We start from the raw sequence: 25,266 nt of genomic DNA on the forward strand, positions 1-25,266 counted from the left end.
CGTATATGGATAAGTGTCGAAGTCGACCGGATAAGGATGCATCTGTCGCCTTTTCGGTCGACTTTGACGTGTGTGTGAGTTAAAGTAGCAATCATGTGTTTATGAGTTGGCCATTTAGACATTTTTGAGCTTGGTCGATTCCAAAATAAGGAGTAACCGATGGGTAAGTATCTTCTGCGCCGTATCCTGCAGATGATCCCTGTGGTTCTCGGCACGACATTGTTGGTTTATGCGCTTGTCTTCGCATTGCCGGGCGATCCGGTCAAGGCGATGTTTGGAGACAAACCTGTCAACCAGGCGGTGGCCGCCCAGATCCGCGCCGAATATAATTTGGATAAACCGTTCATTATCCAATACCTGCTGTTCCTCAAGAACGCGTTGACCTTGAATTTCGGCAACACGTTCGCCGGCCAGCCGGTTATCGATGAGATTGGCCGGGCGTTCCCGGTAACCATCAAATTGGGGCTTATGGCCTTCGTCTTCGAGGCGCTTTTCGGCGTCGCGTTCGGCATTGTATCCGGCTTGAAGAAGGGCAAGTGGTATGACTCCGTCATTCTCATCGTCTCCCTGCTTCTGATTTCGGTTCCTACGTTCGTCACTGGCTTCCTTGGCCAGTATTTCATCGGTGTCAAATGGCGTCTCCTTCCCGTGACCGCAGGCAACGACCCCGGTTTCATGGATTTGCTGATGCCGGCGATGGTGCTTGGATCTGCCTCGATGGCTTATGTCATCAGACTTACACGTTCCGAAGTCTCTTCGAACATCGCCGAGGATTATGTGCGCACTGCCCGCGCCAAGGGCATGAGCAATCGTTCGGTCATCGTCCGCCACGTGCTGCGCAATTCGCTGATCCCGGTCGTCACCTATCTGGGACAGGATCTTGGAGGCCTCATGGGAGGCGCCATGATTTCGGAAACGATCTTCAATATTCATGGCATTGGATTCCTGACCTATCAGAGCATTCTCAAGGGTGAAAGCAACATGGTGGTTTCCATTGTAACGTTGCTGACCTTGATATTTGTGATCTGCAACCTGGCTGTCGATATGCTTTACGCGGCCCTCGATCCTCGTATCCGTTACGCGTGAGTCTGGAGTGTGAATAAGATTTATGAGTGATAGCACTATTCAACAAACCAAGACTTCTTCCCACATTCTGCCGGGACAGGAGCGCTATGTCTCCCCGGCCGGGAAAGTGGAACTGCAGGATGTCGATTCTGTCGATGAGTCGATGCCGGCCACGAACATGTGGGCGGATGCATGGCGCACGTTGCGACGTAATCCTCTGTTTATCGTCTCCGCAATCCTGATTGTCTGCATTATCTTCGTTGCGTTGTTCCCTGGGGTGTTCACCCACAGGGATCCGAACTTCTGCCAACTGGACCATTCGCTCGAAAAGGGAAGCCCCGGCCACCCGTTCGGCTATGACACCCAGGGATGCGATGTGTTCACCAGAACCGTTTACGGCACACGGACTTCACTTTCCGTGGGTATTCTTACCGCGATACTCGTGGTCATCTTCGGTTCTTTGATCGGCGCCGTCGGAGGATTCTTCGGAGGCTGGATCGACGCAGTGCTCAGCCGTTTCACCGATATCTTCATGGCCATCCCGATGCTGCTCGGCGCCATCGTTGTGTTGCAGATGTTCCGTACTTCGGGTTCCATCTGGAAGATCGTGCTGGTGCTGACCCTGTTTGGCTGGACGCAGACCTCGCGTATCGCGCGAAGCGCCGTGATGGAGACCAAGAACCTTGAATTCAACACCGCCGCGACAGCGTTGGGTTCTACTCCAGGACGCAATCTGCTCAGGCATATCATGCCTAATTCCTTTGCTTCGATCATCGTCATCGGAACCACTTCGCTGGGCTCCTACATCGTCTCCGAAGCCACGCTGAGCTTCCTTGGTATCGGCCTGCCGACCACTACCGTCAGCTGGGGCGGCGACATCTCCAACGCACAGACGATTCTGCGTACCGATCCTTCGGTCCTCTTCTATCCGTCGGCCGCGCTGGCCATCACGGTGCTTGCCTTCATCATGATGGGCGATGCCGTCAAGGATGCGCTTGACCCCAAGAGCCGTACGGCGTGAGTGTAGAGGAAAGCACGATGAGCGAAATGAACAGCAAGAACGAAAAGAACGAAAAACTCTTCGAGATGCAGAAGGAGCAAGGGCCGATCCTCGAGGTCAAGGACCTCAAGGTCGACTTCACCACCGGCGACAACCATGCGGTCCACGCCGTGCGCGACGCCTCTTTCAACGTCTACCCCGGACAGTGGGTGGCCATCGTCGGCGAGTCCGGTTCCGGCAAATCCACCTCGGCCATGGCCGTCCTGGGCCTCCTTCCCGGCACCGGTCACGTCGTGGGCGGATCCATCAGGCTTGAAGGCGAGGAGATTTCCCACTACACGCGCAAGCAGTATGAGCAGATCCTCGGCGACAAGATGGGTCTGGTCCCGCAGGACCCGATGAGCAATCTGAACCCTGTTTGGCGTATCGGCACGCAGGTGGAGGAGGCTCTGAAGGCCAACCACATGGATATCTCGCATGAGAAGCGCTCGAAGCTCGCCCAGGCGTTGGCAGGCAACGAAGTGGCCGTAAAGAGCGAGGACGATGAGACTTTCATTGGCTCCAAGGAATTGCCTGAACTGCTGAAGGCCGCACAAGCTGCACTCGGCGAAGCTGATGTCACCGGCGACGCGGCAAAGGCCAAGATGGATTACTTCACCAAAGAATGGGTTCCCGGTTCGGAAACCCGTTGGCGTGTGGCCGATGACCTGATCAAAGCTGGTGTGAACGATGACAAGGCTTGGCAGATCGCCAAGCAGTATGTTATCGGTAGTACCATGACCGACCGTATCTCCGGTCTTTTGGAAGAGGCCGGTTTGCCGGATGCGGCGACCCGTGCCCGTCAGTATCCGCACGAGTTCTCCGGCGGCATGCTGCAGCGTGCACTAATTGCCATTGGCCTGGCCTGCCGTCCTGACCTGTTGATCGCTGACGAGCCCACTAGTGCCCTTGACGTCACGGTGCAGAAGAGGATTCTTGACCACCTGCACTCCCTGACCGATGAGTTGGGGACCGCAGTGCTCTTCATCACCCATGACTTGGGCTTGGCTGCTGAGCGCGCCCAGCACATCGTCGTGATGTACAAGGGGCAGGTCGTCGAATCCGGTCCATCGCTCGAGGTGCTTCAGCATCCGCAGCATCCGTATACCAAGCGTCTGGTGGCTGCGGCTCCGTCACTGGCTTCGCAGCGCATCATCTCCGCCAAGGAGCACGGCGAGAACGCCGAGTCCCTGATGGAGCATCATGTCAAGGGCGAGGAAACGCTCGAGAAAAGCGAGCACATCATCACGGTGAGCCACTTGACCCGTGAATTCAAGCTTCCGCGCCGCAAAGAGATGTTCAAGGCCGTTGATGATGTGTCGTTCTCGGTCAAGCGCGGTACGACACTGGCGATTGTGGGCGAATCGGGCTCCGGCAAATCGACCGTGGCCAATATGGTCTTGAAGCTTCTGAAGCCCACCAGTGGCACGGTTACTTACGAAGGCAAGGATATCAGCGCGTTCGAAGGCAAATCGCTTCTGGACTTCCGCAGGCATGTCCAGCCGGTCTTCCAGAACCCGTACGGTTCGCTCGACCCGATGTATTCGATTTACCGTTCCATCGAAGAACCACTGCGTATCCACAAGATTGGTGACAAGAAGAGCCGTGAGAAGCGCGTGCGTGAGCTGCTTGATTTGGTGAAGATGCCGCAGTCAGTGATGCAGCGTTACCCGAACGAGCTTTCCGGTGGTCAGCGTCAACGTATCGCCATCGCGCGAGCCATGGCCCTGAACCCGGATGTCATCGTCTGTGATGAGGCGGTTTCTGCACTCGATGTTTTGGTTCAAGATCAGGTGCTGCAGCTCCTAAACGATCTTCAGGCCGAACGAGGGCTCAGCTATCTGTTCATCACGCATGATCTGGCGGTCGTCCGTCAGATCGCCGACGAGGTCGTGGTGATGCAGAAGGGCAAGCTCGTCGAGCACGCCACCACCGATGAGGTCTTCGACCATCCGCAGCAGCAGTACACCAAGGATCTGCTCGATGCGATTCCTGGCGGCCATCTGCAGCTCGGTCTGGACTGATATTCGGATTCGTCCATCACGGTCTGAGTAACGATTTGATTGATCCCGTCACGTTATGTGACGGGATTTTTCATATCGTGCAGCAGATGCCAACAATCCTTGGCCGCGACTACACAGGCGTGTATCGTCGTGAATCATGAGCATAACTGTGACTACTTCGAATCTCAACGGTATCCGCGCCGCCAAACGCAAGGGTGTGCTTGACTGGGCCGAGGCCAATACCCCCGATATCTGGTGCATGCAGGAGGTGCGTGCACCGCAGGAGGAGATTGATCCGATCTTTTCGGCAATGGCCGACGGCTATGAAAAGGCCGGGAAAGTCTCCGCAGCCGATGGACTTGGCCGTATGGACGAAGTCTGCCGTATCAAAGGGCGTGCGGGCGTTGGGCTTCTTTCCGATTTGAAGATCGAGGAGCAACGCTACGGGCTGATGGATTTGAGCGAGGCTGTCGACTCAGGCCGGTGGATCGAGGCCGATGTCACCACGCCGAGCGGGATGAAACTGACGGTCGCGAGTGTCTATGTACACGCAGGCAACACCGACGACCCCGAGAAAATGACCCAGAAATACCGTTTCCTCGACCGTATGCTCCAACGCATGGGCGAGCTGCGTGACGAGGCCGCGGCAGGTGGCCGTCAGGCGCTGCTTTGCGGTGATATGAACATCGCGCACACCCCGCTGGATATCAAGAACGCCAAGGCCAACGAGAAGCATTCCGGTTTCCTGCCGCAAGAACGCGCCTACGTCGACAAGTGGCTCGACCCGCAACAATATGGCTTCGTTGATGTAATGCGACAGCTTGCCGGCGATGTGCAGGGGCCATATACATGGTGGAGCCAGCGCGGACGCGCCTTTGACAACAACGTCGGCTGGAGGATCGACTATCAGCTGGCGACGCCGAGATTGGCGCAAAAGGCTGTATCCTTCGACATCGACCGTGCTTCTTCCTACGACACGCGTTGGTCCGATCATGCGCCGTTGAGCGTGGTCTATGACATTTAGGCTTGCGTTTTCCGAACGTTCAACAATGTGAGCCGAAGTGGACATCTTGTCACGGGTATACTTTCGAAAATCGTTGACACCGTACGATTTATGGGAAGGACAACGGATAATGATATTCAATTGGCTCTCATTTTTCAAAGACACGAAAAGTGTGAGCTGTGCCGGTTCATAGCCCGGTGATAGGCTTGAGCCATCAATGCAGGTTTTGAAACGAGGGACTATGGGACTGTTCGGATTCGGCAAAAAGAAGCACCGCGATGACGATAATGAGGCCGAAACAAAGGCCAAGGAGGCTGCGGTTGAGGATGACAAGACTGGTGAAACCGGTGAGAATGAAGCCAAGGATGTCGAGAATGACGCGGTGAATGCCTCTGACGATAAGAATTCGGAAGCCGAATCCAGTACGGAATCGGATGCTGGCAGCGATGAGGATGTGGAAAACAGGCACAAGGTTCCCGATGAGCCGAGTGAAGCCTATCCGGATCGTGGCGAGCTTTATGGGCCTTGGGACATTGAAGAGCAAAAAGCCCCCAATTACGATGAGTACCTTGACATGGGTGCTTATTATCTGCCGTTCATGCCGGATACCAAACTTCGTGTGAAGGCCAATCGTGCCAGCGGCCAGGTGGTTGGCTGCACCGTTTCCTACAAGGATTCCAGCCTTGAGATCGAGGCGCTTGCTGCCCCCAAGACCCTCGGACTTTGGGACGGGGTCAGTGAGGACTTGCTTGCGGCCAATCCCAAGGCGAACGAGCAGCCTGGCATTTTCGGTACGGAAATCAAGCTGCCGGTCACCGTCAATGGTGGCAAGAGGCTGATTACACGTATCGTAGGTGTCGACGGCCCGCGTTGGATGCTTCGCGGCATCTTCTCCGGTCGTGCTGCCACCCATCCGGAAAGTCCGGAAACCAAGGCATTGAACCAGTACTTTTCCGATATCGTGGTCGACCGCGGTGAAGAGCCGCTGGCCCCGCGTGACCTGGTTCCGATGCACCCGCCCGTTTCGCCCGAACAGCGTCGCAAGGCTGACGAGGCAGCCGCCAAAGCCGACAAGGATGGCGACGGCCACAAGATTCCCAAGCGCATCAAGGGACCGTTCGTCGCTGACCAACAGACCGAGGTGCAGACCACGATTTCCCGCGGACCGATGTTCTCGGAGCTGCGCTGATTCCAAATACTTGGTTCGCCGGTTATGCCTTCGTAGGCTGACCGGCGAATTATGTATCGGCGTCGATGGATGGAACAATAAAAAATATTAAAATATGTATATGTGGAATGCTGGCAGCGCCGGTGCGAATTGTGGTGATTGCCGGTCAGGTCGATATTGAAACGCAGATTTCAACAATACATGCTTCAATAACACAGGTAACACCAAACCGGATAAGGGATTATGACCGAGACGAAAAAAAAGCAGGGGCTAGCGGCGCTGGCTGCGGCCGGTAACGGCGAGGACTTTTCCGTCATCGACGCCATCGGCGGGGTGCGTGGCGTCATCGAATCGATGCTGCCCGGATTTGTCTTCGTGGTCATGTTCGTCATCACGTCCGACCTCAAATTGACGATTATCGTTTCGGCGGTGTTGGCAGTGGTTTTGGTTGTGGTGCGCCTTGTGCAGCGCCAGACGATACTCGGCGCGCTGGCGGGTCTGATCTCTGTGGCCATCTGCCTGATTTGGGCGTGGAACACCCATGAGGCCCGCAACTACTACATGTATGGGTTCATCACCAACAGCGTCTATATTGTCGTACTGGCCATCACGCTGGCCATCCGCGTACCGGGAGTCGGTTTTCTGGTCGAATTCATCCGATCCCTGCCCACCGAGCATTTCCGGGCATGGCTCGCCGATTGGCGAGGTGACAGGAAACTCGTTCGCGCCTATGACATCGTCACGGCCATGTGGATTGGTGTCTTCGCGTTGCGTTTGGTGGTGCAGGTGCCGCTTTACCTCACCAATCATGTCACTTGGCTGGGCACAACCCGTCTTCTGATGGGGCTGCCGTTCTGGGCGTTGGCCATTTGGATCTCCTACTTGATCATTGCTGATCCGATGAGGCATCATCCCAAATTCAAGTCCGGTGGTGAGGATGAGGACGATAACGATGACAAAAAGAAGTCGGACACTCAGGCAGTGGACGAAGACGAGCCAAACGTCGACGATATGCGCACCGTAGAAGCCGCAAACGCGGAGGTCGTCGTGAAGGCTGCGGACGAGGGCCAACGATAGACTGGGATTCCAGTCATGGGGATATGCCGGTTACGGAATCAGATGAATATCGGCGTCGTTATGTCATACAAAATGAATGATAAGGTGCGGAATCTCATAGTTTGCCGTGCCGCCATAACTTTAGAAGCAGAGGTCAGAAATGCAAGCCACAGTACGTATCGAACGTTACGCGGATCAGGGGCGTTGCATCGCCCATATCGACGGGCGGGTGGTCTTCGTGCGTTTCGCGCTGCCCGGCGAATTGGACACCATCGAACTGGACGAACCGCACGAGCGCGATGACCGCTTCTGGACCGGTGAAGTCGTGGACGTGGTCGAGCCCTCGGAAGACCGCGTGGAGCCGCTGTGGCCGTTGGCCGGCCCGTTGGCGCAAGGCGGGGGAGTCGGTGGCGCCGATCTGATCCATGTCTCGCTGTCTGGTCAGCTCAAGTGGAAATCAGCGGTTATCACCGACCAGATGCGGCGTATGGGTCACCTTGACATCGACGATGTTCCGGTGGCGCGCATGGACGGCGATGTCGATGAAAAGGGCCTGCACTGGCGCACTCGTATCGAGCTCATCGCCGACGAGGAAGGCCGCGTGTCGATGCGCCGCCGCGCCTCGCATACCCGTGTGCGTATCGATACGATGCCGCTGGCCACGCGGGCGCTGCTCGCCGTCGCCCGTGACCAGAAACTTTGGGATGAACAGTTCGAGCCTGGTGCCAAGATTCGTGTCGCCGTGCCGGAACCCCGTGATATCCACACCTCCAAAGTACCCAACAAGGTCTTGCTTGAGGCCATCGGTGACAACTTCGCCATCACTGTTGACGGGCATCTTCATGCAGGTTCAAAGCGTCTCAAAGAAGTCGTGGACGTGGACGGCAAACGCTATAAGTACGGTGTGGAGGCCGACGGGTTCTGGCAGGTGCACCGCATGGCCCCGCCGACACTCGTCAAATATGTGATGCGTCTTGTCAGCCAGGAGCTTTCCGGAGTTCAATCCGCGACGCTGTGGGACCTTTTCTCCGGCTCTGGCCTGTTTACCGTACCGCTGGCCAAAACCTTTGCGCACACCCACATGCTGTCTGTCGAAGGCGGACGTATGGCGGTGCGCAATGCCGAACGCAATCTGCACATTGCCAAGGACGCCAATGTCACCGTGTTGCAGGGCGATGTCTCGCACTGCCTGCGCAATGTTCCTGAAGAGCTGGCCAATCCCAATGTCGTTGTGCTTGACCCGCCGCGCGCCGGAGCCAAAGCACAGGTTTGCCGGCAACTCGCTGAGGCAGACACGCACTCGATCGTTTACATCGCCTGCGACCCCACCAGCCTCGCTCGTGACATGGCGACGCTCACCAAGCTTGGCTATGGTCTGAAGTCGATTCAGGCGTTCGACATCTATCCGATGACCCATCACGTTGAGACGGTGGCGCTGTTCACGCGTGAAAACCAGTGAAGTAGGCGAATACGTTGCACCGGGAATTGTCAATCGTTCTGAGCGCTTGTATGGCATTGTCGTCCTTGCCGGCGCTCGTTTCCTGTGCTCCGGACAACATGATTGCCGGTGACACCCAGTCGGTATCTGGCCATGTCACCCATGACAGCCGTGACAAATCCGACTTGCTTATCGGTGTGGTGACGGCAGGCGACGAAAACCTTGACCAGACGGTGATAGAGGCATTCGAGAAGGTTGATATCAAGGCCATATATGCCGCGGCCCCGGACGGCGGGGTGCCGGACCCGAATCAGTCGTTTACGGATATGACCCGTCGGCCGGTCAGTGCATTCGTGGTCAGCGGCCTTGATATGCGCGGCAATCGGGCCAACGGGTGGAACCAGGCTTTTCGCACGGCGCATGACGCCGGGATCCCGGTGATATTGGTCGATGCGGTGCGCTCCGATACCAAGTTGTACGCCGAAGCGTTGCGGATAGTCCCGCCCGGAGGCGACAACGGCACGGTTTCTTTCGCCGATGCCGTCCAATTGGCGATCAACGACAATCCGCATCCCAAGATGATGAGCGTGACGTTACCGTAAATATGCAGGAAGTGCCCACCGCGAACGTGGCCGACACGATAGAGTGGCACAACATATACTTTTAACGGAGCAAACCGCCTTAGCGTCTGAAATTTAGGCGGTTGATGCGACAACATGAAAGCAGCGGCGAACCGTGGAATGATGCGCACGGGCGAATCAACGGGGGTAAGGGGCATTCAATGAGCGCGACCGGAATTTTCGGGCAGAACGACGGCCGGGAACCAGATGAGGCATCGACGGGCAGCCAGGCCGTCAGTGGCGGAAACGCTGGGAACACAAGCGGCAGCGGGCAGCAGGGTGCACCCGCGGTTCGTCTTCCCCAAATCCCTGAAGTCGGGCTGACCTCCGCAGAGGTTCAAGAGCAGGTTGCACAGGGCAACATCAACCGGATCGATACGGAAAGCTCACGTTCGCTGGGGCAGATCATTCGCGAGAACGTCTTCACACTGTTCAACGCCATCATTTTCGTGGCCATGGTGCTGGTGCTGTTGACCGGCCAGTGGAAAGACGCCGTTTTCGGTCTGGTCATCATCATCAACTCCGGCATCGGCGTCTTCACTGAAATGCGTGCCAAGCACACGCTTGACAAGCTTTCCATTTTGATCGCCTCAAAATCATTGGTTCGTCGCGACGGACGTGACATGGAAATCGAACATGAGGACATCGTGCTCGGCGACCTGCTTTGGCTTCGGAGCGGCGAACAGGTGCCCGCCGACGCCACCATCGTGCACACATGGGGGCTTGAGCTCGACGAATCCATGTTGACCGGCGAATCGCGTACGGTCAAGAAAGGCGAGGGGGCCGAGGTCTATTCCGGTTCCAACGCGACTTCCGGCATGGCGCTGGTTCGCGTCGACGCGGTGGGCGAGAACGGCTACGCGGCCAAATTGACGGCCAAGGCCAAGGTCTATAAGAAGACCGTCTCCGACTTGAGCAAAGGCATCAACACCATCCTCAAAGTGATGACCGTCATCGTCATTCCGCTCTGCATTCTTTTGGTCATCTCGCAGATCCGCACCGTCGGCGGTTGGCAGGTGGCCTTCTCCACCGGCGCTTGGCGTTCTGCGATCGTTTCGGCTGTCGCCGGCGTGGTCGGCATGATTCCCGAAGGCCTGGTCCTGCTGACCTCGCTCAACTTCGCCATCGCCGCGATGCGCCTGGCGCGACAGCACACGCTGGTGCAGGAACTGGAAAGCGTCGAGACCCTGGCCCGCGTCGACGCGTTGAACCTTGACAAGACCGGCACCATCACCGACGGCGGCATCGTCTTCAATCAGGTCGTCATGCTTGGCGAGGCCGATACATTCAGCCCGGCAGCCGACGCCGACATCGTGGTGGACGCCCCGTCCGGCCAGAACGCGGTGCATGCCAGCGTGACCGTCGGCACCACCGATGACGAAAAGTCGGCAGCGGTGCAGGCGCTGTATGACCTTTCCAATGAAGAGAACCCCAACGGAACAGGGGAGGCGGTACTCAAGGCGTTGAACGCCAAAGGCGTTCGACCCCAGCCGGTCGACGCCCGCGTGCCATTCTCGTCGGCCCGCAAATGGAGCGCCATCGTGCGCGGCGGTGACGCGTGGTATATGGGTGCCCCCGAAATGCTTTTGAGCGGCTTCGAAGGCGACAACACCGCCGCCAAGAACATGGTGGCCAAGTATGCCAATCAGGGCATGCGTGTGCTTCTGCTGGCGCGCGCCTCGGGTGCCGGAAGCACCCCGGCGGCCGCAAACGACTTCGCCGACACCCCTGTGCTGATTCCTTCGGCGCAGCCGGTGGCGTTGGTGCTCTGCAGCGAGCATATCCGCGACGACGCCGAAGAGACGCTGGCATGGTTCCGTGAGCAGGGCGTGCGTTGCCGCATCATTTCCGGCGACAGCCCGGCCACCGTCGGTGCCATCGCCAGAACCGTCAAACTGACCGGCGATCGCGAACCGGTGGCCATGGACGCCCGCGAGCTGCCCAGCGACGTCAAGAAACTTTCCACCGTCATGGAGAATGTCGACGTGCTCGGCCGTGTGTTGCCCGAGCAGAAGAAGGCCATCGTCGACGCACTGCACGAAAGCGACCACGTCGTGGCCATGACCGGCGACGGCGTCAACGACGCGCTGGCCTTGAAAGAGGCCGATCTCGGCATCGCAATGGGCAACGCCGCACCCGCCACCAAGGCCGTGGCACAGGTCGTCCTGGTCGATTCCAAGTTCTCCCACCTGCCGAGTGTCGTGGCACGCGGCCGTCAGGTGATGGCCAACATGGAACGCGTCTCGTCGCTCTTCCTCGTCAAGACCGTCTACTCCGCGCTCATCTCGCTCGGCGTGGTCTGCACGTTCATCCCGTTCCCGTACCTACCGCGCCACATCACCTATATCGGCGCGCTGACCATCGGCATCCCGGCCTTCATCCTCGCGTTGGCGCCCAATAACCGCCGCTATATTCCGGGCTTTTTGGGACGTGTGGTGCGTTTCGCCTTGCCGGGAGGCATCGCGGTGGCCCTTTCGGTGCTGCTCACCGCATGGGCGTTGCCCGGCTTCATGAACTGGAACCTTTCGAAGCCTGCCGATCTGTTGAAGCTGCGTGACATCTGTGCCATTATCGTCTTCGTATTGGGCATCCTGGTGATGGCTCGCGTGGCCCAGCCACTCAACTCCTGGCGCGGCGTCTTGGTGGCCGGTTTCGCATTGGCCGGTCTAATCGGCATGTTCATCCCGATTGTCTCGAATTTCTTCGAACTGGTTTTCCCGACCGGTTGGATGTTGGTCGCCACGATCATTGTACTCGCGCTTTCCATCGTCATCTTTGCCGGCATCCAGACGATTGCCGATCTCTTCGGTCGTCTTTATTCAAGCATCGTCAACCGCAAGAAGAACAAGAACAAAAGCAAGTAGACCTGCGATTTTTGCAAAGTTTTGTCAAGTGTGCAGGTTCGACATCATTGGCAACAAAGGGAAAGCTCAATCTGCATATATTGTTGTTGTTTGATAATAACGCGCTGGTTCTGATAATCCTTGCGGGCTTCCTGACGCTTGTATCCTAGGCGGTCTCACATAGTGAATTGACCTCTTTCGTTGATTTTCCAAGCATTTCATCTTGTAATTATCGTGGAATCGAACACGAAACGGCATTATTAACGTTTCTGACTTTTGATTGGCCGATAATGAAATAAGGATATTGTCAAAACACTCGGAGGATTTCAATGTCATTGCGGGACGAACAGCTGGATACGTTACGGGTCGGTGACAGGGATGTCGATTATTACCGGATTGCGGATCTGCCCGGTATCGAGCACCTTCCGTACTCACTTAAGGTACTGGTCGAGAACCTGTTGCGCCGCATCGACGGCGTCAATGTCACCGAAGATCAGGTCAACGAACTGCTCAGGTGGGACCCGAACGCCGAACCCAGCCATGAGATCGAATTCGGGCCTTCCCGTGTGCTGATGCAGGACTTCACCGGCGTGCCGTGCATCGTCGACCTCGCCACCATGCGCGACGCCGTGGCGGACCTGGGCGGTGATCCCGAGGTCATCAACCCGCAGGTTGAGGCCGACATGGTCATCGACCACTCCGTGCAGATCGACCATTACGGCGTCGCCGACGCGGTGGCCCGTAACATGGACCGCGAATACCAGCGCAACGGCGAACGCTACCGTTTCCTGCGCTGGGGCCAGCAGGCGTTCAAGAACTTCCGCGTCGTGCCGCCGGGGACCGGCATCATCCATCAGGTCAACATCGAATATCTCGCCAAAGTCGTCATGACAAAGGCAGGGGAGCGCGGACGTGACCTCGCCTATCTCGACTCCTGTGTCGGCACCGATTCGCATACCACTATGGTCGGCGGTCTTGGTGTGCTTGGCTGGGGCGTCGGCGGCATCGAGGCCGAGGCGGCCATGCTTGGCCAGCCCATCTCCATGCTCGTCCCGCGCGTGGTCGGCTTCAAACTGACCGGTTCCATTCCCGAAGGCGTCACCGCCACCGACGTGGTGCTCACCATCACCCAGATGCTGCGCGAGCATGGCGTGGTCGGCAAATTTGTCGAGTTCTACGGCGACGGCGTCGCTTCCGTGCCGCTGGCCAATCGCGCCACCATCGGCAACATGAGCCCCGAGTTCGGCTCGACCTGCGGCATCTTCCCGATCGATCAGGTCACGCTGGATTATCTGCGCCTGACCGGCCGCAGCGACGAGCAGATCGCGCTGGTCGAGGCCTATGCCAGGGCCAATCGCCTCTGGGGCGACACCAGCGACCCCGATTACGTGGAGCCGGAATATTCCGAATATATGGAGCTTGATTTGGGTACTGTCGTCCCGTCCATCGCCGGTCCGAAGCGTCCACAGGACCGTATCCGTCTCGATCGGGCCAAAGAAACGTTCGAAAGAACGCTGCCCGACTACGAAACGCCGAAAACCTATCAGAACCCGGTGCCGGTGCATACGGATTTCCGCGGTGACTTCGAGATCACGAACGGCGACGTCGCCATCGCCTCCATCACCAGCTGCACCAACACCTCCAACCCCTCGGTGATGATCGCCGCCGGACTGCTCGCCCGCGCCGCCCGCAAGCACGGCCTGAAGCCCAAACCATGGGTCAAGACCTCGCTGGCCCCGGGCTCGCAGGTCGTGGCCGACTATTTGAGGAAAGCCGGTCTGCAGGAGGACTTGGACGCATTGGGCTACGAGCTGGTCGGCTTCGGCTGCACCACTTGCATCGGCAACTCCGGCCCGTTGCTGCCCGAAATCTCCAAGGCCGTGGGCGACAACGATCTGACGGTGGTCTCGGTGCTTTCCGGCAACCGCAATTTCGAAGGGCGCATCAGCCCCGATGTCAAGATGAACTATCTGGCCTCGCCGCCACTGGTCATCGCCTACGCCATCGCCGGCACGCTCGATTTCGACTTCGAGACCCAGCCGCTGGGCATTGACGCCAAAACCGGCCGCGAGATTTTCCTGCGCGATATCTGGCCAAACAACGAGGAGATTGACAAAGTCGTCTCGTCGTCCGTCAACCGTGAGATGTTCGTGCGCGACTACGCCGACGTCTTTGAAGGCGACGAACGTTGGAAGTCCCTCGACGTGCCGAAGGGCGAGCGTTTCGCATGGGATCCGGATTCGACCTACGTGCGCCGTCAAATCTTCTTCGACGGCATGAGCGCCAAGCCGCAACCGGTGAGCGATGTCTGCGGTGCTCGCGTGCTGGCACTGCTCGGTGATTCGGTGACCACTGACCACATTTCGCCAGCTGGAGCCTTCCCTGCTTCAAGCCCAGCAGGCAAATACCTGCTGGAACGCGGCATCCAACCCAAGGACTTCAATTCCTACGGTTCCCGTCGTGGCAATCACGAAGTGATGGTTCGTGGCACATTCGGCAACATCCGCCTGCGCAACCAGCTGCTTGCTTCGGTGGGCGAAGAGGTACGCCCTGGCGGATTCACCTACGATTTCGTCACCGGCAAGCCCTCCACGATTTTCGATGCCTCGCTCGATTACCGCAAGGCCGGCACTCCGTTGGTAGTTTTGGCGGGTTCGGAATACGGCACCGGTTCTTCGCGCGACTGGGCGGCCAAAGGCACGCTGATGCTTGGCGTCAAGGTTGTCATCGCCTGTAGCTTCGAGCGCATCCACCGCTCCAACCTCATCGGCATGGGCGTGTTGCCCCTGCAATTCCCCGAAGGCCAATCGGCCGAGTCATTGGGTCTCGACGGTACCGAAACCTACGATTTCCAAGGTATTGAAGCGCTCAACAACGGCACCATACCCGAAACCGTCCACGTCGTCGCCACCAAGCCTGCAACCGATGATGGCGTGACCGGCACCGCCAAGCCTGCCGCCGCCGGCAAGCCGGTGCCGCAGCCCATCGAATTCGACGCCACCGTCCGCATCGACACCCCCGGCGAGGCCGAGTACTACCGCAACGGCGGCATCCTCCAGTACGTCCTGCGTCGGTTGATGAAATAGGTTCCGACACAAGTCGACAGATAGGTTTTAAGAAATGGTGGAATAGAGCCAATCTCAAAAACCTATCTACCGACTTGTGCTTTGCTAAAGATCCGCCCGCTCCACAATCCTGCTCAGCAGCACGCGGTTGACATCGAGTTTCGCGCAAGCCGAGGAGAGTTCCGCCTTCACCGTGCGTTCGGAAATGAACATGTCCTTGGCGATTTCCGCATTGGAAAGTCCTTCCGCCGCCAGCACCGCGGCCTTGCGTTCGCGGTCGCCAAGCGTGTCCAACAATCTTCTCGCCTCGTCACGCCGCGAACGAAAACGATCCTTTTCCAGATCGTTCATCAGTTGCCGTTGGCTGTCGGTGTTGAACTGGGGGCTTCCTTGGCAGATGGCCAAGATATGTTTGACGATGTCTTCGGCGGGGTCGGTTTTCGAGACGAACCCTTCGGCCCCGGCCTCGATGGCGCGTTGCACCGTGCTTGAGGGACTCAGTGCCGTAAGAATAAGGACATGCGGGCGCGGTGTGAGATCAAGCATCCGACGTGTCGCTTCGATGCCATTCATGCCGGGCATATCGATGTCCATCAGCACTACATCCGGATGTTCCGCCCTGGCATGTTCCAGAGCCTGTGTACCGTCGGTTGCCGTGGACAGTACCTTGACCGTCCCGTCTGAGGATTCCGTGAGAATCATGGCCAGCGCCTGGCAGATCAGCGGGTCGTCATCGATGACGCTGACGGTGATTGGTTTGCTGGTGCTGTTCTCGGTGACGGTTTGCTCGCTCATGGTTGCAATTCTAGCGAATCGTGGGCCATAAAAGGTATCGGATATTGATTTTTCCTTCTTCTATATGTCGAAGAACGAATGCGCTATGCAAGATGAACACTTTTGACCTATAACCTGTGATCTGTGATTTGAACGATGAATATGGTGTGTGAAGCAACGGTTTACGCACCGGTTTCACTTCGCGATCCAAGGCAGCGACACTTCAAGGTTGAATTGTCCGCGTCCATCAAGTCCGTACGAGCAGTTTCCGCCGGCCGTATGTACGCGCTCGGTGAGTCCTGGCAGTCCTGCACCACCGCTGCCTTGTGCATGGCCGTTTTGAATGTTCTGTGGAATCGGGTTGATCAGATGGACATGGATTCCCGCTTCCGGGCGCGCGGTGACCTCCAGGGAAACCGTTGTTCCCGGCGCGTGTTTGCGTGCGTTCGTCAGCCCCTCCTGAATAGCGCGGTAGGCCACCTTGCCGATGCTTTCATTCAGTTCGCTGAGTTGGTTGATGTCGATCCATGTCGAAAGATGCATACCGTTGTCGGTCGACGAAGCCAAAAGTTCTTCCAAAGTGGCCCGGCTCAATGAGGTCTCATCGCTTGCGGCGAGGGTGTTCACCGCCGCTTTCGGGTCGCGCAGCATATCGATGACGGTGTGTGCCTCGTTGACCGCTTGTGCCGCCTGGCTGCGTATCTGCTCGGATTCCCGTTTCGTCTGGTCGACCAAAGCTGTCAGTGTATGGTCGCTATCTATTTGATTATCCGAACGCACGAGTTTCGCCAGTTTTCCGGTTTGTATGGTCAGTGCATTGGCGTTGAGCGCGACCAATGACAACGTATGGGCCAAGGTGTCATGCGCTTCAGCAGCGATGGCATCGGAAAGTTGTTGGTTGCTCAAGCTCGTTTGCAGATTATCGGCTTGGATTTGAGCCGCATCGGCCTTGAGTGTTTCGGCTTTGAGATTGGCGCGGGAGCGGATATGCAGACCGACCAGCGTGGCAATGAGCACGCTGACGAGCGCCGCAACGATGGCCGTGACACGCATGGTGGTGATACTGGAAGCCAGCACGATGGGATCGTGTGCGGTGTCGGCCCGTGGCTTGGCGAAGAAAACCGCCCATACCGAGCGATTCAATGGTTGAAACGTGTCGCGTGCCTGGGCGAATACTGCGATGGCGGTGGCCATGACTATCGCCACAATCGAGCGTCGCTGCCCTGAACGACGTGCCAACAGTGCGCTCAGGGCCATGGTGGAGATGATCGAATCAAAGGGGAATACCAATACCAGCAGGCAAGCGAAAAGAAAAACATATTCCGGGTATGTCGACCTTTTCGGGAAGATGAATCCTACAGCCAGGGAGAGCAGTAGCGACAAGACGCTCCAGAGTGCGCCCAGTCCGCCTTGTTTGACGGCGTCGGACATCAGGAATATCGTTTCCACGAAGCACATCAGATCGGCGAACACAATCATGGCGACGGTGCACCACCATTTGGTGTCCACCTCCACGATCTGCGAATCATCCGATTGCATGCCCAAGCGTGATGGCAGATGCTGCAAACCAGCTATGAAAGAGGTCATAGCGCCATTCTATGGGATGGATATACACAACGCCATTGGACATCCGGGTTAGAAAATCTTAAGGATTCTGCCCTTTCGGGCGATTGGATTTGTCCGTTGGCCCAATAGAAAAAGGCTCTCTAACAAAGAATAATCAATTGTAGGGCGTGACCGAGGGGATCGTCAATCTTTCCTGCACTCGCCTGTCATGATTAGAGCAAAAGAAAAGGGGTTATCGTGCCAGATTCACCGCAGCCTTTTAATGGGTATCCCAACAATTCCACGGATAATGGTGGCGCTGCGCCATACAACGGTTCGTCGGTTTATCCGCAAGGAATGGATTCCACACAGTCCGGGGTCGGTCCCAACGGCTCAACCAATCCGTCCGTAGGTAATTCGAATGGGCCCATTCAGGGAAATCCGTTTCCTGTGATGGGTGGTAATCCGCAATTCCCGGATTCTGGCGGTAATCATCACTCGGTTGGTCGCCGGTCCGAACATTTTTCGGCTTGCGGTGTGACCGCTTTGGTGCTTGGCATCGTCGGCACCGTGTTGAGTTTCATCCCCATCGTCAATAATGTCGCCGCGGTTCTGGGCGTCATCGGCGTTGTGTTCGGTATCATCGGCTTGGTCGGGGTGTTCAGAGGCAAGAAGCGCGGCAAAGCGCTCACCATTGCCGGCGCCGTACTGAGCGTTGTCGCCATCGTCATCACGCTGGTCATGCAATCGGCGGCAGGCAAGGCTTTCGATTCGGCTTCCAAAAGCATGCCTTCATCCACTTCGCAGCAGCAAACCCCTCAGCAAAAGAAGCCAAATGTACCTGCGGAATATACCAATGCGTTGGCCTCTGCCAAGACGTATAGCGATACCATGCATATGAGCAAGCAGGGTATTTACGATCAATTGACCAGCGAAGCCGGTGACAAATTCAGTGCGGATGCAGCACAATATGCTGTCGACAATCTTAAAACGGATTACAATGCGAATGCCCTCGCGGCGGCCAAATCGTATGAGAAAAACATGCATATGAGTCCTGAGGCGATACGAGAGCAGCTTACTGCATCTGCCGGTGATAAATTCACTCCTCAGGAAGCGGACTATGCAATCCAGCATCTTAACGATTAAAATTCTTACACAAGTCGGTAGATAGGTTTTTGACAATGGCGGAATAGAGCCAATCTTAAAAACCTATTTGCCGACTTGTGTATTGCGACACTCCCGGGCGTCGTGGATAACCCCTATCATTCGACCACAATCATCGGAAGCGACGCGATAATTTCAGCAATTCTGTTATGTTCGGTTTATGTATGAAATACGATACGAGCCACATTCCGGTCAGCTAATGCGGCACCAGGCCTGGCAGACGCAGCAGGAAGCCATAGGCCGGTGTCATAAGATCGTCGAAAGATCGGGTACCAAACAGGTTTTCGCACTGGGTACCGCTTTGCAACTAATGGGTGTCAACGTCGATTCTGTAGCCTGCGTTGATGGTGGGGTTGATGTTGACTTTTACCGATATAAGAGGTCACGTAAGTTTCCTGTTGACATGCATTGCCATTTATGGAATCAATTGAGATATAAAGAATGTGTAACGAAAGTGGCCGATCTGTGGTGCACCACTCCGGAAGCAACATATGCGCAACTGGCGCAAGTTTTGCAATTCGAGCCTCTTATCACAGTGGCAGATAATTTGATGCGACGCGATAGGCTGTTGAAACGCACAACGCCGGAGCGTTTGCATGCTTTTGTGAAAACGCGAAAATATCTCACTTGTCAGAGCAAATGCCTGAGGGCATTAAACCTTGCCGAGCCCAATACGGATTCTTCTATGGAGACGCGACTTCGTCTTGAGCTATTACGACGGGGGTTTCCCAAGCCTGTGGTTAATTTTGAGGTTGATGATTCGGTGGAAGGTACAAAATATTTAGACATTGCTTATCCGCAATATCATGTCGCGGTTGAATACAATGGTCAGCATCATCTTCACCAGTATTTTGCCGATTCGGTGAGGCTCAACAGATTGGCGGCGGGAAACTGGCTGGTTTTCGCAGCGTGGGGAGAGATGTTCAATGATGAGATGGCATTGGATATGTTCTTCAATAACGTTCTTGAAGGGTTGCGTCATGCGGGAATGACGGATGAGCTGGTGCCAATAGATCTTTGGAAATGCTCTGATGGTCGAAGAAAACCGCACAAGTCAGCAAATAACTTTTAAGGAATGGCTTAATTCCGCCAATCTTAAAAACCTATCTATCGACTTGTGCGGCTGAACTCAGTTGTCATTGTTGCTGAAGATCTGCAGCAGATAGAGGAACATGTTGATGAAGTCGAGGTAGAGGTTCAGGGCGCAGATGATCGAGATGCGGTTCAACATCACGGTGTCGCCGGAACGCTCGGCCACGTCGAACATGGCGCGTGTCTGTTGGGCATCGTACATGGTCAGGCCCGCGAAGATGATGAGGCCGAGCGCGCCGGTCACCATAAGCGTGGTGTGCGAAGGCGCAAGGAACATCATGATGACCTCGCCGACCAGGAGGACCAGCAGCGCGACCATCAGGATCGGGCCGGCCTTGAGCATATCCTTCTTGGTGGTCAGCGAAAGCATGGTAAGCACGAAGAAGAACGCAACGCACAGCCCCAGCGCGATGCCGATGGACGGCAGGCTGTAGGCCTCGAAGATCGTGGCGAGCGTGAATCCGGTCAGCGCTGCATAAAGGTAGAACATCACGTGTGCGGTGCTGACCTTCATCTTGTCGATGCGCCAGCCCAGCACAATGGCGATGGCCACCTGCGCCACTGCCAAACCGATCCAGCCGATCATGCCCGTCGCCATCAGGAAGCTGTCAAGGGCACCGGTCATCTGGGTGAAAACGGCGACCACTGCGGTGAGCAGCAGGCCCAGCGTCATCTCACCGTAGGCCTTGGTGGTGGAGACGTGACGCGCGCGTTCGAAGGAATAGGCGGTCTGCCCGTTCATCGTCATCGTTGGCGCTGCCGTCCCGGCACCCGCGCCCGCGTACGCCGGCTGCCCATACTGAGGCTGCTGGTACTGCGGTTGCGCGTAAGGCTGGCCGTAGGGCATGTTTTGCCCTTGCCCATAAGGCTGACCCTGAGGCTGCCCGTACTGGTTGTATTGCTGTTGTCCGTAGTTCTGCCTATACGCGCTCGGTTGCCCATAAGGCTGCTGCGTATTGTTCTCTTCAGGCCTGTTCCCGAAAGCCATGCCTGCTCCTTTTGTCGATTTTCATTGACACTTGTTACTTATGGTTCTAAGTCTATCGGTAGTTACTGGCAATTGGCTGAGTGTGAACAACGAAAGTTCTTGGAACCGATGTGAATGCATTGCTTTGTTTTCCGCTGATGGATCGGTGAATGTTCCGCTTCTCGCAGAGCGGAGATTATTGTTCCGCGCGATTAGCATGGAAGGGATTCACATATTTGTTTTTCAAGGCGTTTGGCAGCAACGCCGGAATATGGAGGCGGCAATGGCCGACAACAAGGTTCCGAATATCGTATTGAACAATGGCATCACCATCCCGCAATTGGGATTGGGCGTGTTCCAGACCCCAGAGGGGGAGACGACAGCCAACGCGGTCGATGTCGCGCTGCGATCGGGCTATCGCCATATCGACACCGCGAAAATCTATGGCAACGAGCAGTCCGTCGGCGAAGGTATGCGCCGTTCCGGTGTGCCTCGCCATGATATTTTTCTGACCACGAAGCTATGGAACGAGGATATTCGCGCAGGTCGTACCCGTGAGGCCTTCTATGAAAGCCTCGACCGCCTTGGCACCGATTATGTCGACCTGTACCTGATTCATTGGCCGGCTGACGGCTGGCAGCAGGCGTGGAAGGATATGGTCGCGCTTTATAACGACCGCCGTATCCGTGCCATTGGCGTGTGCAACCTGCAGGAGCACCATTTGAAGGAGCTGGAGGGACTGGGTACCGGCGTCAAGCCGGCCGTCGATCAGATCGAGTCCTCGCCGCAGTTTTCGAATCAAGAGCTGGTCGATTTCGTCCAATCGCAGGGCGTTGCCGTGGAAGCTTACAGCCCGCTCGGCGGTACCGGTGGTTCGCTGCTTGCCTCGCCGCTGCTGGCGCAAATCGGAGCGAAGTACGGCAAGTCGCCGGCCCAGGTCGTTATTCGTTGGCACCTGCAGCGTGGTGTCATCGTCATCCCGAAGTCCGTTCACGACGAGCGCATCAGGCAGAACATCGATGTCTTCGATTTCGAACTGAATCAAGGGGAAATGAAGCAGATCGCCGGCCTGTCCACTGGAGTGCGCACCGGTGGCGATCCAGATAATTTCGATTTCTAGCTTGTAATTCGCCATTATTGATGATAGTTCGCTGTTGTTGATGACAAACATCTTATAAAACGAATTTTGCCGGCTCCCTGATTGAAGGAAGTCGGCAAAATTCGTTTTTCGATGGAAACTATTGTCTAGTAGGAGATTAGAAGGTCAGGATGCCAGAGGAATTCTCACTTCTTCGGGTCGAAGGCCTGCGAGGTCGGCGCTTCCTCCTGCTGGGGTGCGCCGTTGATGTCACGGTGGATGTTCTGCATCTGCGTTTCGATATTCTGCAGGCTGCGTGCGCAGTCGAGCAGCGTCTGCGAATGTTCGGTCAGTTTGGTGTCCGGCAGGTTGGACTTGTAACGCAAGGCGTGTTCAAGGCTCGCCCAGTAATCCATGGCGATGGTACGGAACTGTACCTCGACCGGCGTGTAATGCTCGCCGTTGGAAAGGAAGACAGGAACCGCATAGATGACGTGCAGGCTGCGATAGCCGTTCTGTTTCGGGCTCTTGATGTAGTCTTTGACGCGCAGTACCTGGATGTCGGATTGGCTGGAAAGATAGTTGGCCACGGAGTAGACGTCATCGCGGTAGTTGCAGATCACGCGTATGCCGGCCACGTCGAAGAGGTTGTCGCGGATTGATTTGGTGCACATCGGCAGGTTGCGGCGTTGCAGTTTGCCCAGGATCGAGTTGACGGACTTCAGCCTGCGCTCCATGTGGTGGATCGGGTCGTGGGCGAAATGGACGTGGAATTCGCTGTCAAGCACCTCGAGCTTGGTGCTGATCTCGTACATTGCGCCTTCATAGACCTGCATCATATCGATGAATTCGGTGATTTCATCCGCCGGGAAAAGCTTTGAGCCCTGCTCTCCCGTGCCGCTTTGGGCGACTTTTTCGAGCCTTGCCTGGATTTCTGCGGTGTTAATGCGTTCGTGTCGATCAAGTATCACGTCTTCCCATCTTAACGAGGGCTGTCTATTTAAACTGGATGTTTGCTGACAATTTAACGTAAATATCGTAGGTGATACCAGTCGTTAGAATCTGCAATGTCAGGTTTTAGGCGGTTGGCCGGAAGGTGGATATATGGAAACGAATAGCAGCGAAGTCCGTGTCGTTTCCATCATCGGGCCCACCGCCTCAGGCAAGACCGGCTTGAGTATCGCGTTGGCGAAAGGGCTTGCGCAGCTTGGGCAAAAGGCCGAAATCGTCAACGCCGACGCTTACCAGATGTACCGTCTGATGGACGTCGGCACCGCCAAGGCGAGTGCTTCCGAACAGGCGGCGGTACCACATCACATGCTTGACATCATCGATCCGGACGAGACGATGAGCGTGGCAAGGTTCCAGAAGCTGGCCCGTGAGGAGATCAGCAAGTTGCAAAGTCAAGGAATACGGCCGATTCTTGTCGGCGGTTCCGGCCTCTATGCGCGCGCTGTGATTGATGACATTTCGTTTCCTGGCACTGATCCGAAAGTACGTTCGCAACTTGAGCGACGCGCTGAACACGAGGGGGCCGGGGCGTTATACGACGAGTTGAAGCGCAAGGATCCTGAAGCCGCCGAGCGTATGGACCCGCATAACGCGCGCCGCACCATTCGGGCGCTGGAAGTCATAGAAATCACCGGTCGGCCCTATTCGGCGAGTTTGCCGCGTTACCGTTACGTCATCCCGTCCGTCCAAATTGGCCTCGACCTGCCGCGTGAAGAACTTGACCGACGCATCGATATTCGTACCGAACAGATGCGTGAGCAGGGTTTTGTCGATGAGGTGCGTAGAATTCGTCCACAGCTCGGCGTCACGGCTTCACGTGCGTTGGGCTATTCCCAGATTGAGGCGTATCTCGATGGTGAAATGAGTGAGGATGAAGCGTTCGCCGATATCGCACAGAAGACGAAGCGTCTGGCCCGCAAACAGATGGGCTGGTTTGGCCGTGATCCGCGTATCCACTGGTTGAATGCGCTTGACAAGGACTTGGTGGAGAAAACGCTTGATATCGTGTCTCGTGCCGATGCTGGTGAATTCGACGAGGCCGATGCCCACGTCAACGATCACCACGTCACCCATCATCTGGGCAACATCGCCAACCAGTGAGGAAAGTACTAAAAATGCTTGAAAATGGTGCTTTTTCACTGGCTTCGTGAGAAAAGCACCAAAAACGGACTTAAAAGGTGCTTTTCTCCGCAGTAACCCGTAAACCAGTGGGGAAAACACTAAAATGGGGTCTAAATGGTGCTTTTCTAACTGGTTTCGATACTTTCCGCAGTGGTGAGTTCAGTGCGCGGGGCCTTGGTCCCAACCGGAGATGAGGAAGATTCGGGTCGGGTTGGCGAGCCTGATGATTGAAGCGAACATGCGCTCGAGCCCAGATATGTCGTGATTGAGCAGCGCCAGATTGGTCGCGTCCCGATAGCTTTTGAACGTGACCGAGCCCCAGTTTAAATCCCAGCCTACCGCGTGTGTCAATTCCGAAATGAACATGCGTAGCACCATCCCATTGCCGTAAGCGAAGGGATGTAGGGCATTGAGCTCATCGTAGGTGCTTGCCAAGGCGCGGATAAAGCCGGAGCGGTCAAGATGGGAAAAGTAATCTTGCTCTTCAAGTTGCGAAAAGATATTGGCCGCGCCCGTTTCGATAAGCGCAGATGGAAAATAAGGGCTTGGGTATTGATTGTTCTGGCGAAAATCTGAACGGTTGGTCTGATTTGATGGTTTCGTTTCAACCCTGATGGCGCGATTTGTAGTGGTACCGCTCTCGCTACGCAGTGTTCCCGTCCCGTTCATTGCCCCGACGAACAGCCCGCGATGAATGATTTTGAGCTCGTCAAGCCCGCCATAAGCAGGCCATCCGCAATCGATGAGTCGCACGGAACGGGCGAAAATCCGGTCGTCACGAAGCTTTGTTTCTTCGGACGTTTCGGTTTGGTTCTGCTTATGGTTGCCATTGCCGCCGTCAATTTCCGCAAATTCAATCGATGAGATGTTGGCGGCATCATGGGATCCGGAACCCTGCCGGCTTGGTTCATTTTGAGATTTAGACTTTTCCTTACGTAAACGTTGTGCCTGCTTCTCGGGTGTTTCGACGAAATCCGAAAGGCCGATGGTGCCGCGCTGATAGCCGTTTGCGGCTGCTATCATAGCGTCGCTCGGTGTGATTGTGGAAAGCTCGCAGTTTTTGTAGGAGAACGCGACGGCGCTCGCGCGTTCGGCAGGGGTCATGACCATGCCTTCATCGTAAGGCATTGGTGAAGGCATGGTCGTTTTCCTGGCGTTGCGTAACCGATATGAAGTGCTATTGTCCGCGAAGCCGCGCTATATTCACTGTACG

At 56.3% G+C, this 25,266-nt stretch carries 19 protein-coding genes; 14 read left to right on the top strand and 5 right to left on the bottom strand.

Features of this window, described 5'->3' with window-relative positions:
• Positions 1–159: 159 nt before the first annotated feature.
• The 10 genes from PT275_RS01330 (at position 160) to acnA (ending at position 15,321) form a co-directional block, all read left to right on the top strand.
• Complete coding sequence (locus tag PT275_RS01330) at positions 160–1,086, top strand: ABC transporter permease (RefSeq protein WP_277151608.1); 927 nt, start codon at positions 160–162, stop codon at positions 1,084–1,086.
• Between the two features lie 22 nt (positions 1,087–1,108).
• On the top strand, positions 1,109–2,086 hold the full coding sequence (locus tag PT275_RS01335) for an ABC transporter permease (protein WP_277151610.1): 978 nt from the start codon (positions 1,109–1,111) through the stop codon (positions 2,084–2,086).
• 17 nt (positions 2,087–2,103) lie between these two features.
• Positions 2,104–4,128, top strand: a complete 2,025-nt coding sequence (locus PT275_RS01340) for an ABC transporter ATP-binding protein (protein ID WP_277151613.1) — start codon at positions 2,104–2,106, stop codon at positions 4,126–4,128.
• A gap of 136 nt (positions 4,129–4,264) precedes the next feature.
• Positions 4,265–5,131: an exodeoxyribonuclease III gene (locus PT275_RS01345; protein WP_277151615.1), complete on the top strand. Its 867-nt coding sequence runs from the start codon at positions 4,265–4,267 to the stop codon at positions 5,129–5,131.
• Positions 5,132–5,336: 205 nt separating this feature from the next.
• Entirely contained in the window at positions 5,337–6,299 is a 963-nt protein-coding gene (locus PT275_RS01350; protein WP_277153613.1) for a DUF3710 domain-containing protein, read from the top strand.
• Between the two features lie 222 nt (positions 6,300–6,521).
• Positions 6,522–7,355 (top strand): DUF3159 domain-containing protein, encoded by an 834-nt coding sequence (locus PT275_RS01355; protein ID WP_277151618.1) that lies wholly within the window; start codon positions 6,522–6,524, stop codon positions 7,353–7,355.
• A gap of 139 nt (positions 7,356–7,494) precedes the next feature.
• Positions 7,495–8,793, top strand: coding sequence for a TRAM domain-containing protein (locus PT275_RS01360; RefSeq protein WP_277151620.1), 1,299 nt, complete (start codon positions 7,495–7,497; stop codon positions 8,791–8,793).
• A gap of 50 nt (positions 8,794–8,843) precedes the next feature.
• Entirely contained in the window at positions 8,844–9,374 is a 531-nt protein-coding gene (locus PT275_RS01365) for a hypothetical protein (RefSeq protein WP_277151622.1), read from the top strand.
• A gap of 179 nt (positions 9,375–9,553) precedes the next feature.
• Positions 9,554–12,256: an HAD-IC family P-type ATPase gene (locus PT275_RS01370; protein ID WP_277151624.1), complete on the top strand. Its 2,703-nt coding sequence runs from the start codon at positions 9,554–9,556 to the stop codon at positions 12,254–12,256.
• 308 nt (positions 12,257–12,564) lie between these two features.
• Positions 12,565–15,321, top strand: a complete 2,757-nt coding sequence (acnA, locus tag PT275_RS01375) for an aconitate hydratase AcnA (protein WP_277151626.1) — start codon at positions 12,565–12,567, stop codon at positions 15,319–15,321.
• An 84-nt stretch (positions 15,322–15,405) separates the two neighbouring features.
• Here acnA and PT275_RS01380 read toward each other — a convergent pair whose 3' ends face one another.
• Positions 15,406–16,095 (bottom strand): response regulator transcription factor, encoded by a 690-nt coding sequence (locus PT275_RS01380; RefSeq protein WP_277151628.1) that lies wholly within the window; start codon positions 16,093–16,095, stop codon positions 15,406–15,408.
• A gap of 174 nt (positions 16,096–16,269) precedes the next feature.
• Positions 16,270–17,661 carry a sensor histidine kinase gene (locus PT275_RS01385; RefSeq protein WP_277151630.1) on the bottom strand — a complete coding sequence of 464 codons (1,392 nt, stop codon included), beginning with the start codon at positions 17,659–17,661 and terminating at the stop codon, positions 16,270–16,272.
• Positions 17,662–17,877: 216 nt separating this feature from the next.
• On the opposite strand from PT275_RS01385, the gene PT275_RS01390 reads away from it, so the two are divergent.
• Positions 17,878–18,765 carry an Ltp family lipoprotein gene (locus tag PT275_RS01390; protein WP_277151632.1) on the top strand — a complete coding sequence of 296 codons (888 nt, stop codon included), beginning with the start codon at positions 17,878–17,880 and terminating at the stop codon, positions 18,763–18,765.
• A 328-nt stretch (positions 18,766–19,093) separates the two neighbouring features.
• Positions 19,094–19,855 (top strand): DUF559 domain-containing protein, encoded by a 762-nt coding sequence (locus tag PT275_RS01395; RefSeq protein ID WP_277151635.1) that lies wholly within the window; start codon positions 19,094–19,096, stop codon positions 19,853–19,855.
• A gap of 57 nt (positions 19,856–19,912) precedes the next feature.
• Here the strand turns inward: PT275_RS01395 and PT275_RS01400 are convergent, their stop codons facing one another.
• Positions 19,913–20,863, bottom strand: coding sequence for a Bax inhibitor-1/YccA family protein (locus tag PT275_RS01400; protein ID WP_277151638.1), 951 nt, complete (start codon positions 20,861–20,863; stop codon positions 19,913–19,915).
• 262 nt (positions 20,864–21,125) lie between these two features.
• Between PT275_RS01400 and PT275_RS01405 the strand changes: the two genes are divergently transcribed.
• Complete coding sequence (locus PT275_RS01405; RefSeq protein WP_277151641.1) at positions 21,126–21,962, top strand: aldo/keto reductase; 837 nt, start codon at positions 21,126–21,128, stop codon at positions 21,960–21,962.
• Between the two features lie 164 nt (positions 21,963–22,126).
• Here PT275_RS01405 and PT275_RS01410 read toward each other — a convergent pair whose 3' ends face one another.
• Positions 22,127–22,891 carry a GTP pyrophosphokinase family protein gene (locus PT275_RS01410; RefSeq protein WP_277151644.1) on the bottom strand — a complete coding sequence of 255 codons (765 nt, stop codon included), beginning with the start codon at positions 22,889–22,891 and terminating at the stop codon, positions 22,127–22,129.
• Positions 22,892–23,024: 133 nt separating this feature from the next.
• On the opposite strand from PT275_RS01410, the gene miaA reads away from it, so the two are divergent.
• On the top strand, positions 23,025–24,032 hold the full coding sequence (miaA, locus tag PT275_RS01415; RefSeq protein ID WP_277151646.1) for a tRNA (adenosine(37)-N6)-dimethylallyltransferase MiaA: 1,008 nt from the start codon (positions 23,025–23,027) through the stop codon (positions 24,030–24,032).
• A gap of 180 nt (positions 24,033–24,212) precedes the next feature.
• Here the strand turns inward: miaA and PT275_RS01420 are convergent, their stop codons facing one another.
• Entirely contained in the window at positions 24,213–25,193 is a 981-nt protein-coding gene (locus PT275_RS01420; RefSeq protein WP_277151648.1) for a Fic family protein, read from the bottom strand.
• Positions 25,194–25,266 lie beyond the last annotated feature (73 nt).

The sequence above is a fragment of the Bifidobacterium sp. ESL0745 genome (assembly GCF_029433335.1).
GTDB lineage: Bacteria > Actinomycetota > Actinomycetes > Actinomycetales > Bifidobacteriaceae > Bifidobacterium.